Source organism: Rhodanobacter sp. FW106-PBR-R2A-1-15, assembly GCF_058789735.1.
In genome coordinates this window covers 240,438-251,979 of the sequence record NZ_JBYTEM010000001.1, presented here as the reverse complement: position 1 = coordinate 251,979, position 11,542 = coordinate 240,438, and the positions used below count along the sequence as shown (strand labels likewise).

Below are 11,542 nucleotides of genomic sequence, written 5' to 3'. Positions count from 1 at the left end.
CCCACCCCCCCCCCCCCCCCCCCCCCCCCCCCCCCCCCCCGCCAGATCGCCAAAGTGTGATGCGCATCGCATTTTGCCGTCGGCCCGTGGCCTGCGTCCTGCAAGAAGGGGAAGCAACTCCTCCACATCCCCCTTTCCCGGAGCAAACGTCATGGAACAGATCAAGTGCATCATCGTCGGTGGCCCGCAGCACGGCCTGGTGCTGCGTCACCCGTGGGACCGGCGCCGCCCGGCCCCGTTGTGCGTCACCGCCGCCGACGGCGAGCCGTGCGTCGTCGCCGCCCGCCGGCACGACCGCAACCGGCGCCCGCAGTACCTGCTGCTGCACCCGCGCGCCACGGGCGAACAAATTCTGACCATGCTGGCGGCCTGAACTGACCCAACAGGTCACTTTCGGGCCGCGCCGCCCGCGTTGGCGCCGACTTTGGGCGCGCACGGGATGTCGCAGGCCGGAGTGCCTTGTCGGGCATGCGACGTCGCATCGACAATAGCCCACCGGGCCCGCGCCCCTCGCCGATCGACCCACCGGGCTCCCATGCTGCGACTGACCGACCTCAAGCTGCCGCTCGACCACGGCGAGGCCGCGCTCAGCGCCGCGATCCTCCGGCGGCTGGACATCGGCGCCGCCGAACTCACCGGCTACACCATCGCCCGGCGCGGCTACGACGCCCGCAAGCGCGGTGCGATCATGCTGATCTACGCGCTGGACATCGACACCCCGCGCGAGGCGGAGCTGCTCAAGCGCTTTGCTGGCGATGCGCACGTGCAGCCCACGCCGGACACCAGCTACCACTTCGTGGCCAAGGCGCCGCCGCGGCCGGAACACCGCCCGCTGGTGATCGGCTTCGGCCCCTGCGGCCTGTTCGCGGGACTGATCCTGGCGCAGATGGGTCTGCGCCCGATCATCTTCGACCGCGGCAAGCAGGTGCGCGAGCGCACCAGGGACACCTGGGACCTGTGGCGCAAGCGCCAGTTGCATCCCGAGTCGAACGTGCAGTTCGGCGAGGGCGGTGCCGGTACGTTTTCCGACGGCAAGCTGCACAGCCAGATCCGCGACCCGCAGCATCACGGCCGCAAGGTGCTCACCGAATTCGTCGAGGCCGGCGCGCCGGAGGAGATTCTCTACGTCAGCAAGCCGCACATCGGCACGTTCCGCCTGGTCTCGATGGTGGAGAACATGCGCGCCACGATCGAGTCGCTGGGCGGGGAGATCCGTTTCAACCAGCGCATGGACGATCTGCTGATCGACACCGATGCAACCGGCGGGCGCCGCGTGCGCGGCGTCACCCTGGCCAGCGGCGAACGGATTCGTGCCGACCACGTAGTGCTGGCGCTCGGCCACAGCGCGCGCGATACGTTCGAAATGCTGCATGCGCGCGGCGTGCACCTGGAAGCGAAGCCCTTTTCGATCGGCTTCCGCATCGAACACCCGCAGTCGGTGATCGACCGCGACCGCTTCGGCCCGCAGGCCGGGCATCCGATCCTTGGCGCGGCCGACTACAAGCTGGTGCATCACGGCAAAGGTGGCCGCTCCGTATACAGCTTCTGCATGTGCCCCGGGGGCACTGTGGTGGCCGCCACCAGCGAACCCGGCCGCGTGGTCACCAACGGCATGAGCCAGTACTCGCGCAACGAGCGCAACGCGAACGCTGCGGTGGTGGTCGGCATCGAGCCCGCCGACTTCGCGCCGTTCGATGCCAGCGGCAGCCCGCTCGCCGGCATCGCGCTGCAGCGCGCGCTGGAAAGCCACGCCTACGTGCTCGGCGGCGAAAACTACAACGCGCCCGCGCAACTCGTCGGCGACTTCCTCGCCGGCCGCGCCTCGCGCGAATTCGGCAACGTGCTGCCTTCGTATCAACCGGGCGTGACTCTCGGCAATCTCGACAGCGCGCTGCCGGACTACGCGATCGCCGCGATCCGCGAGGCGCTGCCCGCGTTCGAGCGGCAACTGCGCGGCTACGCGATGCATGACGCCATCCTCACCGGCGTGGAGACACGCACCTCCTCGCCCGTTCGCATCACGCGCGACGACAGCCTGCAAAGCCTCAACACCCGCGGCCTCTACCCCGCCGGCGAAGGCGCCGGCTACGCCGGCGGCATCCTCTCCGCCGCGGTGGACGGCATCAAGGCGGCCGAGGCCGTAGTTCGAAACGTCATGAAAAGCTGAAGCCTGCCGGATATTGTCAACGAGCGACGACATAGCTATATTGTCCGCGATCGCTGACATTTCGTAATGTCGCCGTACGGTGACTCCGAGGCCATCATGCTCATCCGAACTCCACAGGACATCGGTGCCCTGCTGCGTGAAAGCCGCAAGAAGGCCGGGCTTGGCCAAGCTGAGCTGGCCCGCCGCATCGGTGTCAGCCGGCAATGGGTGGTGGAGGTCGAGCGCGGCAAGCCGCGCGCGGAAATGGGCCTGGTGCTGCGTGCCCTCAACACGCTCGACAACCCGCTGCAAACCGGCTTGGCGACACTTTCCTATGGTCACGTCGCCGATACGCCGGATATCGACATCGACGCCATCATCGATGCCGCACGGCAGCCGCAGTGACGGTCGACACGCTGGTCGCCGTGATGGACGGCACGGCCATTGGCACCGTCGCCCGCGAACGCAGCGGCCGCTTGCGTTTCGACTACACGGACGCGTGGCGTCGGCATCCTGACGCCCTGCCGCTGTCGCTATCCATGCCGCTGGTACGAGCGACGCATCCGCATGCCGTGATCGACGCCTTCCTGTGGGGGCTGCTGCCAGACAACGAGCAGACCCTGGCGCACTGGGCCAGCCGGTTCCACGTCTCCGCCCGCAACGCGTTCGGCCTGCTGACGCACATCGGAGAGGATTGCGCCGGCGCGGTGCAGTTCGTGCCAACCGAGCGCCTGTCCGCGCTGCAGGATCAAGTCGTCGATGACATCGGCTGGCTGGACGAAACCGAGATCGGCGAACGCCTGCGTGCCCTGCGACGCGACCCTTCCGCCACCCGCCGCGCCACCGACCATGGCCAGTTCAGTCTCGCCGGCGCGCAACCGAAGACGGCGCTGCTGCGACGCGATGGCCGCTGGGGCGTGCCCGCCGGGCGCACACCCACCACGCACATCCTGAAGCCGGCGACCGCCGCGTTCGATGGCCACGCCGAGAACGAACATTTTTGCCTCGCCCTGGCCCGCCGGCTCGGCCTGCCGGTGGCGCAGTCCGAATTGCACCGGTTCGACGGCGAGTCCGCCATCGTGGTGGCCCGTTTCGATCGTGTCGAGCATCAGGGCCGACTGCTACGCGTACATCAGGAAGACCTGTGCCAGGCGCTCGCCGTTTCGCCAACACGCAAATACCAGAGCGACGGCGGCCCCGGCCCGCTGGCCATCATCGACGTATTGCGCACCCATTCCAGCGCCCCGTCCGGAGACGTGGATACCTTCATCGACGCACTGGCGTTCAACTGGCTGATCGCCGGCACCGATGCACACGCGAAGAACCACGCATTGTTGTTTGGTCGCGGCGGCCGCGTTCGCCTGGCGCCGCTGTACGACCTGGGCAGCGCGCTTGCCTACCCGGCGCTGCGCCAGGACAAACTGGCGATGGCGATGAAAATCGGCAGCACCTACCGCCTGCGCGACATCCGCCGGCACCACTGGGAAACGCTGCTGCGCGACGCGCGCGTGGATATCGAACCGGCGCTGGCGCGCATTGCCGGCATGGCCGAGGCCTTGCCCGATCATGCCAGCGAGCTGGCCCGACGCATGCGTGACGACGGCCTCGATCACCCGATCCTGCAATCCCTGCCAGCCCTGCTCGCCGACGGCGCTCGCGAGAAAGGCGGGCGGCTTGCGCAATTCCCCGGCCACGATGATTGACACGAAATAACGTTCAATGAGCGCGATGGCTCATGTCTGTCAAGCGACTCCAATCCCCACCCGCTGCCGTAGGAGCCCGCTCACGCGGCGGAACCATCACTCCGCCGTCCGACACATCGGATCGAACCACTCATCCGCTTGCCATCGAACGAATCTTCGCCCACGCCACATCCCAGCCGACCCGCTCCTGCTCCAGTCGCACGCGCACGCCCCAGCGGTCGCCGCGCAGGTCCCGGTACAGCGCCTGCTCGGCGGTATCCAGGTACTCGATCGCGTCGGCGCGGTGCGGTTGCGGTTCGGTCACCCACAGCGCGCGATGGGTCAACAGGGTTGCCTCGTCCATCAGCAGCGACCGCACTTGCGGCAGGTGGCCGCGCAGGTGGCCGAGGATGGCCAGGCCGTGGGTGTCCAGGTCGCCCCAGTAATGCACCGCATCGGCAGCACGCAACCACGGTAGTTCATGCAGGCGATCGACCGCATAACCACGCGCCATCAGCACCACGGCGCCAGGCAGGTCGTCGAAGGCCAGGCCGGTCTGTTTGTTTTCGACGATGAACACGCGGCGCGCCGGCAACGCCAGCGCAGCCAGCTGGTCGAACGGCGCATGGATGTCGCCCAGGCCGCCAACGCGGGCGCGCAAGGCGGGATCGAGCACGCGCAGGCGCAGTCGATCGGGCTCGCGGCGCAAGCCGCTGGCTCGCCAGAAATCGGTGTCACGGGGCAAATCGGCCAGTGTGCGCAGCCAGTCGCCGAGCAAGCCGGTACGGGTCTCCAGCCATTTGCTGTCGAGCCCGGCCACCGGTAACTGGCGGGCGAACAGGTTCGACGCACGGTGTGCCTGCAGCCACACCAGCATGTCACCGAGGCGGATGAACTCGGTTTCCCCGGTGTCGGCCAGCAAAAGGTATTGACGGCGCAGCCCGGTGGCCAGCGATGGCCAGCGTTGCGTCCACGTCGCGAACCGCGCACAGGCGCGCTGCCAGCGCACGGTTTCGCCGAGCAGGGCGGCCAGTGCATTCGCGTCGGGCAGCAACAGCGCTTCCGGCACCACCTGGCGACCGAGCAGGGGCCAGCGCCGCTCGATCCAGCTCACCTCACCGCCCGGCCAACTCTTCCACGCCGATCGCCAGGCCTCGAACGCCACCCAGTGCGCGCTGGCCTGCTTTTCACCCGGGGTCGCCAGCGATACACGCAGCGGCCACTCGCCGCCGCCGCCCAGCCAATCACCGGCTTGGCGCGGCCATAGGCCGCGCAGCAGGGCGACCGCCTGCTCAGGGCTGCGCATCGTCGCCTTCGCGCGCACGCGGCAGGTCCAGCCGCTGGCTGGCGGCGTCGTATTCGATCATCAGCACGCCGGAATCGTGCCGTCCGTTGATCTCGACGAAGCAGGCGCCACCGATGAACGGCTCCAGCGTCATCACCGATTTCAACGGCGTGGCCACGATCATCTGGAAGCCGAAGTTCTCGAAGATGCGCATCGCCATCGCGGTGAATTCGTTGTCGGCCTTGTCGAACGCTTCGTCCAGCACCACCGCTGCGTATTGCGGCACGCCGCCGTCCTCGTCGCCCAGCTGGTAGCGCAGCGCGGCGGCCAGGCAGGTGGTGGCCAGTTTCTGGCGCTGGCCGCCGGACTTGCCGGCGCCACTGCGGTAGACCTCCAACTGCTCGCCACTCACCGCATCGCGTTCCTCGCCGATGAACTCCACGTGCAGGCGCACGTCCAGCACCTGTTCGCGCCAGCGCTTGTGCTCGGGGTCGGTCGAGGCCAGCCGGGCGACCAGTTTGCGCAGGCCTTCGAACTGCGCCTCGGCGCGTTCGCGGTCGTCGGTGCGCTGGTGCGCCAGCACGTCGCGCAGCTGCTGGCGGAACTCGATCACCTCGGGCAGGCGGCGATCCTCGGGCCGGATCTGCAGGACGCTGCCGCGGTTGAACGGCACTTTCTCCAGGCTGGCGTTGACGTCTTCCATGCGTGCGCGGATCGCCTTGTGCGCCTGCGCGATGTGCGTCTGCAGCGCCACCAGGTTCTGCCCGCTCTGCGTGCGCAGCATGTCGAAGAAACGCGCCTCGTGGGCCGGCAGGCCGTCGCGTTCCAGCCGCTCCAGCCGGGCGAAGAAATCCGCCGCGCTCTGCAGATCGGCCTGCACGTCGCCGGCATCCTGCGGCCAACGGCGGCGGAACGCCTCGAAACCGCTGACGATGCGATGGGATTGCGCACCGGCCTCGGTCTCCAGCGCGCCGATGCCCTGGTTCAGCGCACGCTCCATCGCGAGCGTGCGCTCGGCCAGATTGCCAAGGGTGAACGCCGCGCCGGCTTCACAGCGCGCATCCAGGCCCTGCCGTTGCAGCGGCGTCAGCGGCTTGGCCGCCACGTCGTCGACGCAGCGGGCGCGCTCCTTGTCCAGCCGTCCGTGTTCGCGCCTATGACCATCGCGTTCGACGCGCACGTCATTCAGAAGGCGCTGCGCTGCAGTAACTTGTTTTTCCTTCGTGGCGATGCGTTCGCCCAGGTCGCGCAGGGTCACATTGGCTTTGGACAACTCGCCCAATTCGATGGCGATGGCATCCAGCCGCGTGAGCAGCGGAGCGACGTCGATATCGCTCCAGCGCAGGTTGGCCAGCGACTGCGCGGCGGCGGCATGGTCGGCCCGCTGCCTGCGCTCGGCGTGGATCGCCGCGATCGCATGGTCGGCACCGGCAATCTGCTGCGCCAACGCGCCAGCCTCGGCCTTGTACAGCGCCAGCTTGTCGCGATTATCGAAGCCCAGTACCCACTGGCGGCGATCGTCGACGGCGTGGCGGTCGTCTTTCTCGTGGCGGCTGCGGCCGTGCTTGATCTGGCCTTGTGCGGTGATCGCGCGATCGCTGCGCTGCAACGCCTGCACGCTGTCCACGCAGGCGTAGTCGTAGCGGCGCAGCAGTTCGGCGTGCAGCCATTCCTGGTGTGCATGCGGCGCCAGCTCCAGCTTGTGCAGCAGCGAACGCGGTGGCGGCGCGGACACGTTCAGCCCATCTGCGGCGCCGATGCGGTGGTACACCAGCTTGCCGCCCAGATGGGTGGCGTCGACCCACGCGGCCACCTTGGCGTAATGCCGCTCGTCCACCAGCAGCGACAGCGCGAAGCCGTGCAGCAGGCGTTCGATCGCGCCGCTCCACGCCGCTTCGTCCGCGCGTACCTGGATCAGCTCGCCGGCGAACGGCAGCGCGGTCTCGGCCAGGCCCACCGCGGCGCACAGCCGGCTGCGCAAGGTCTGCATGTATTCGGGAACGTTCGACGGATGCTTTTCCAGCGCGGCGATCTCGGCACGTGCCCTGGCAAAATCAAGCTCGGCCTGTTTTTTCTGCATGCCCAGTTCCAGCATGCGCTGGTCGGCATTGGCGGCGGCGTCCTGGCTGGCGTCCAGCAGGCTGCGCGCCTCGGCGAGTTGTTCGGCGAAGCCTTGCGGGGTGGCGCCGAGCTGCCAATCCAGTTGCCGGCACGCGCTCTCGGCCACGCCGCGATGGCGCAGGCAGGCATCGCGCTCGCGCGACACGCTGTCGTGGTCGCGTTGCAGTTGTTCGATGCGGTCGCCGCCCTGTTCGCGGTGGCGTGCCTGCAGGTCGCCCAGTTCACGCTGGTGCTGTTCCCACGTCTGTTGACGGCGGCCCTCCTCGCCTTCGAGGCCGCGGTCGAGCGTGTCCAGCTCGACCAGCCGCGTGTCGAGCAGGCGCAGCCGCTGGCGCTCGCGGTAGCCGTCCATGCCGGCCAGCAGCTCGTCCAGTTCGCTGCGTTCGCGGCGCACGTCCATCAGCCGGTCGTGCGCCGTGCGTGCGGGGCGCAGGGTTTCGATCTGCTCGCGCGCGGTGACCACTGCCTTGTGCGCCTCGTCCAGTTCGGCGAACTCGGCCACCAGCCGTTCCGCCACGGTGAAGGTTTCCGGCCGCTCCAGCATGAAGTCGCGCAGGAAATGGTTGAGGTCGCCCAGGTTCTTCGCCGACTGGGTCTTGTGCAGCAGGCGCAGCGCGGTGTCGTTGCCGATGCCTAGCAGGCGACGGAAGCGTTCGGCGTAGGCGCTGAAAGTCTCGTGATAGTGGACATCGGAAATGCGCTGCTTGAGGCGCCGGATGTCCAGGTCGAAGCCGGCCAGTTCCGTCGCCAGCTCGAACGGCCGCTCGGCGATGATGAAATACTTCTGCACGTCGGCCGCGCTGGAGCTGTTGCCGCGGATCCACAGCAACCGCACCAGCGTGACGCAGCGGCCCAGCGCGTTGCGGTATTCCAGCGCCAGCGCCGACCAGGTGGCGCCGCGACGCAGGTACTGGGTGGCGACCTCGCCCGAATCGTCGTCGTGGCGGTCGGCCCAGGCGCCGCGCACGTAGGACACCAGCGAGCGGTCGCGACCGCTGCGCTCGGCCTCCCGCGCGGCGGCGTTGAAATCCACCAGCGCCGGCGGCACCAGCAACGCCGACATCGCGTCGAGCAGGGTCGACTTGCCCGAGCCGGAACGGCCGACGAACAGGAAGCCGCGCTCGGCGATCGGCACCTCGTGCAGGCCGGAGAAGGTGCCCCAGTTGAGTACCTGCAGGCGGCGCATGCGGAACTGCTCCTCGCGCGGCGTGGGCAGGTCAGACAGGAACAGGGTAGGAGCGCCGTCGGACTTTTTCATCCCTCGTCCTCCTCGCTCTCCACGTCCGCGCCACCATGCCGGCCGGCCAGGTGCTCGCGATAGACCGCGCCCAGCGCCTGCACGTCCTCGGCGGAAAACAGCAACTTCAGCGTGGGCGAGACCTCGTGACGTCCCTCGCTGCCGCGGATCGGCTGCAGCACGTTGTTCTTTTTCATCTTCTCGATGGCCGCGTTGAGCTTCCGGACGAAGCCGGCGCGGTCGGTGCCCTGCGGCGGTTCGTATACGGCCAGTTGCGCATGCAGCTCGTCCTCCTCCACCACGGCGCGCTGGCCGTGCGCCTCGGCCTCGGCCAGGCGCTGGCGCAGGGCCAGCAGCAGCACCGAGTCGATGAAGGTGAGCGGACTGGAGCGCAGCAGGGTCGGCGTTTCCAGCCCGCCGGTGTCGGCCTGGCGCACGAAGGCCACGCGCAGGTCGCGGTCGAGCACCAGCTCCAGAAACAAGTCGCTCAGGCGCGCGCGGATGGCGGTTTCCTCGCGCAGCAGCACCGGCCACAGCAACGCATGGCGCTCGGCGTCCACGCTGGGGCCGGCCAGCAACTGGCACAGCACGCGGCGCGCCCCGAACGGCAGGCTGCCGGTGTCGCCGGGGAACAGCGCGGGATCGCCCACGCTTTCCGGCAACGGGTTTTCCGGGGTCGGTTCGTCCCTGTCTTCAGACCAGTTCATCGCGTTTTTCCTTGAGGAAGTACAGCAGAGGAATGCGCGCACGGCGTTCGCGGCCATCCTCGCCGCGCCAGCTCACCGATTCGTGGCGATCGGCCACCAGCATGCCGTGGCGGCTGCCCAGCGCGACGTAGCCGACCACGCTGCCCAGACCCTGCTCGGCCGGATAGTGTTCGAGCACGGCACCGACCGAGCACTGCGCGCGCTCGGCCAGCAACGCCCGCACGCGCTGCTTCAAGCTGCGGAAGTCGATCTCCGACTGCGCCACCAGCTCGCCCACGCTGTCCAGCGAGATCGCCGCGCCGTCGGCGCGGACGATGCTGCCGTCGACCTGGCCGGTGCGCGGATCGTTGAGCCGCCAGCGCGACAGCGAATGCAGCCGCGCGCTGCTCAGGGTCAGCGTGTAGTCGATGCCCTGGTTGCTGCGTACCCGGTCGCGCAGCTTCAGCGCCTCGACCTGGGCCTGTTTCAGCAACTGGTGCAGGCGGCGCTGTTCCAGGTAGGCGCGGCTCTGCACGAAGCCCTTCAGGCTGCGCGCAAAATGCTGCAGCACGTCGTGCACGTGGCCGCCGCGATCGAGCAGGGTACGGGTGAGGTGTAGCAGGAAGCTGCGTTCGCGCCGGTCCAGCGCGCAGGCGAACGGGCGGCTGGTCACCGCGTCCACCGCCGCTTCCAGCTGGCCGCTCTGCTCGGCGTCGGTGAGCAGCCGCCAGAACGCGTCGAAACTGCGCCCGGATTCGCTTTCGGCGATCACGTCGACGCCGGCGAACAGCGCCTCCAGCATCTCGCCGCGCTGGCGCTCGTCGTCGATGATGCGTTCGCGGAACTCCCGGTCCAGCTGCTGAAAATCGTCGCGCACGTGGCGGAAATCCTCGGCCAACTCGTCGGCCAGCGCGATCACCTCGCGGGCGCGCTCCAGCGCGCGGGTCTCGTCCAGCACGTCGACCCGGCCCTCACTGACCGCGGCGATCTGCACATCGATGCGCTCGCGCTCGGCGAGCAGTTCGCCCAGGCGGCTGTGCGGGTCGGCATCGGTCTGCCGCGCCAGTTGCACCAGTTGCTGGATCACCAGTGCCAGCCGGCTCTCGGTGGCCACGCTGCGGCTGGCGTCGAGGCTGCCCAGGAAGCGCAGCGCCGCGATCGCCGGCGCGGTCAGCTCGTACTGTTCCTCGCTGGCCCCGGCGGGAAAGCGCCGCTCCAGCCAGCCGGCGGCCAGCCATTCGGCCACGTAGGCCTGCGCCGTGCGCGGCACCGTGTGGCCATGCGTGCGCAATTCGTCCAATTCGCGCGCCAGCCGCTCGTGCAGCAGCGAGGCCGGCAACTGGCGTTCGCCATCGAGCAGCAGCGCCTGCAGCAGGGCGGCAATCAGCGGCGCGTTGTCCGCCGCCAGCAGTTTCCAGGTGGGCTGCTGGCGTAGCCGCTGCCAGGTGGCAATGCGTGCGCGGGTTTTCATCGCGACACCGAATGTCCAAAGGCAACCCCGCCCGCGCCGGACGGAATCTGGTGGATGATTCGACGATGTGACATGTACCTGCCCGCTGGTAGCTGCAAGAATCGCCCGGACCTGGGGTCTGTCCGGGAAACCTTCAGTGTAATCGCTGGTATCTCATCCCATGCGACGTGCGCCGCCGTACGCTTGACGCGACGGATTGAAGAGGCTTGTGCCGCCCCCATCTTTTGCACCTCTCCCGCTTCGGCAGACAACCCATGACCAAGCCCGCTTCCGTCCGCATCGACTTCGTTTCCGACGTCTCCTGCCCGTGGTGCGCGATCGGACTGGCTTCGCTGCAGCAGGCGCTGGCGAAGCTGGACGGCGAGATCAGCGCCGAGATCCATTTCCAGCCGTTCGAGCTGAACCCGCAGATGGCGGCGGAAGGCGAGGATGCGGTCGAGCATCTGGTGCACAAGTACGGCAGTTCAGCCACACAGATCGCCGCGAACCAGGAAATGATCCGCGAACGCGGCGCGGCGCTGGGCTTCATCTTCGACATGGAGCGGCGCAAGCGCGTCTACAACACTTTCGACGCGCACCGGCTGCTGCACTGGGCCGAACTGGAAGGTCGCCAGCTGGCGCTGAAGCAGATCCTGCTGCGCGCCTATTTCACCGACGGTGAGGACGTGGGCGCGCACGACACGCTGGTGCGGCTGGCCGTCGAGGCGGGGCTGGATGGCGAACGCGTGCGGCAGATCCTCGCTGGCGACGAGTTTGCCGACGAAGTGCGCGCGCAGGAGCAGTTCTTCACCTCGCGCGGCATCCGCTCGGTGCCGGCCACCATCGTCAACGGCCAGCACCTGATTTCCGGCGGGCAGCCGCCGGAGACGTTCGAGCAGGCGCTGCGGCAGATCGCCGCCGGCGCCTAGAACCGC

At 68.6% G+C, this 11,542-nt stretch carries 9 protein-coding genes; 5 read left to right on the top strand and 4 right to left on the bottom strand.

What is annotated here, in order from left to right; genetic code table 11:
• Positions 1–151: 151 nt before the first annotated feature.
• The 4 genes from AC3WTD_RS01020 (at position 152) to AC3WTD_RS01005 (ending at position 3,849) form a co-directional block, all read left to right on the top strand.
• The gene (locus AC3WTD_RS01020) at positions 152–373 is read left to right on the top strand and encodes a hypothetical protein (protein ID WP_492612755.1); all 222 of its coding nucleotides are present in this window, start codon (positions 152–154) and stop codon (positions 371–373) included.
• Positions 374–535: 162 nt separating this feature from the next.
• Positions 536–2,167 carry an NAD(P)/FAD-dependent oxidoreductase gene (locus AC3WTD_RS01015; protein ID WP_492612754.1) on the top strand — a complete coding sequence of 544 codons (1,632 nt, stop codon included), beginning with the start codon at positions 536–538 and terminating at the stop codon, positions 2,165–2,167.
• Positions 2,168–2,233: 66 nt separating this feature from the next.
• Positions 2,234–2,551 carry a helix-turn-helix domain-containing protein gene (locus AC3WTD_RS01010; RefSeq protein ID WP_492612753.1) on the top strand — a complete coding sequence of 106 codons (318 nt, stop codon included), beginning with the start codon at positions 2,234–2,236 and terminating at the stop codon, positions 2,549–2,551.
• Positions 2,548–3,849: a type II toxin-antitoxin system HipA family toxin gene (locus AC3WTD_RS01005; protein WP_492612752.1), complete on the top strand. Its 1,302-nt coding sequence runs from the start codon at positions 2,548–2,550 to the stop codon at positions 3,847–3,849. Before AC3WTD_RS01010 ends, AC3WTD_RS01005 begins: the two co-directional genes overlap by 4 nt.
• 130 nt (positions 3,850–3,979) lie before the next feature.
• Here AC3WTD_RS01005 and AC3WTD_RS01000 read toward each other — a convergent pair whose 3' ends face one another.
• The 4 genes from AC3WTD_RS01000 to AC3WTD_RS00985 are packed head-to-tail and all read right to left on the bottom strand — an operon-like array spanning position 3,980 to position 10,628.
• On the bottom strand, positions 3,980–5,134 hold the full coding sequence (locus AC3WTD_RS01000; RefSeq protein WP_492612751.1) for a Wadjet anti-phage system protein JetD domain-containing protein: 1,155 nt from the start codon (positions 5,132–5,134) through the stop codon (positions 3,980–3,982).
• Complete coding sequence (locus AC3WTD_RS00995; protein WP_492612750.1) at positions 5,121–8,492, bottom strand: ATP-binding protein; 3,372 nt, start codon at positions 8,490–8,492, stop codon at positions 5,121–5,123. The genes AC3WTD_RS01000 and AC3WTD_RS00995 overlap by 14 nt, the downstream gene beginning before the upstream one ends.
• Positions 8,489–9,178, bottom strand: a complete 690-nt coding sequence (locus AC3WTD_RS00990) for a DUF4194 domain-containing protein (protein ID WP_492612749.1) — start codon at positions 9,176–9,178, stop codon at positions 8,489–8,491. Before AC3WTD_RS00990 ends, AC3WTD_RS00995 begins: the two co-directional genes overlap by 4 nt.
• Entirely contained in the window at positions 9,165–10,628 is a 1,464-nt protein-coding gene (locus AC3WTD_RS00985) for a DUF3375 domain-containing protein (protein WP_492612748.1), read from the bottom strand. The genes AC3WTD_RS00990 and AC3WTD_RS00985 overlap by 14 nt, the downstream gene beginning before the upstream one ends.
• A 254-nt stretch (positions 10,629–10,882) precedes the next feature.
• Here AC3WTD_RS00985 and AC3WTD_RS00980 point away from each other — a divergent pair, with 254 nt between their 5' ends.
• Positions 10,883–11,536: a DsbA family oxidoreductase gene (locus tag AC3WTD_RS00980; protein WP_492612747.1), complete on the top strand. Its 654-nt coding sequence runs from the start codon at positions 10,883–10,885 to the stop codon at positions 11,534–11,536.
• Positions 11,537–11,542: the final 6 nt, after the last annotated feature.

What these genes read in the sequence shown, in the direction of transcription:
- AC3WTD_RS00985 (WP_492612748.1), bottom strand. Translation starts at nt 10,628, where the DNA reads ATGAAAACCCGCGCACGCATTGCCACCTGGCAGCGGCTACGCCAGCAG.
- AC3WTD_RS01015 (WP_492612754.1), top strand. Translation starts at nt 536, where the DNA reads ATGCTGCGACTGACCGACCTCAAGCTGCCGCTCGACCACGGCGAGGCC.
- AC3WTD_RS00980 (WP_492612747.1), top strand. Translation starts at nt 10,883, where the DNA reads ATGACCAAGCCCGCTTCCGTCCGCATCGACTTCGTTTCCGACGTCTCC.
- AC3WTD_RS01020 (WP_492612755.1), top strand. Translation starts at nt 152, where the DNA reads ATGGAACAGATCAAGTGCATCATCGTCGGTGGCCCGCAGCACGGCCTG.
- AC3WTD_RS00990 (WP_492612749.1), bottom strand. Translation starts at nt 9,178, where the DNA reads ATGAACTGGTCTGAAGACAGGGACGAACCGACCCCGGAAAACCCGTTG.
- AC3WTD_RS00995 (WP_492612750.1), bottom strand. Translation starts at nt 8,492, where the DNA reads ATGAAAAAGTCCGACGGCGCTCCTACCCTGTTCCTGTCTGACCTGCCC.
- AC3WTD_RS01010 (WP_492612753.1), top strand. Translation starts at nt 2,234, where the DNA reads ATGTCGCCGTACGGTGACTCCGAGGCCATCATGCTCATCCGAACTCCA.
- AC3WTD_RS01000 (WP_492612751.1), bottom strand. Translation starts at nt 5,134, where the DNA reads ATGCGCAGCCCTGAGCAGGCGGTCGCCCTGCTGCGCGGCCTATGGCCG.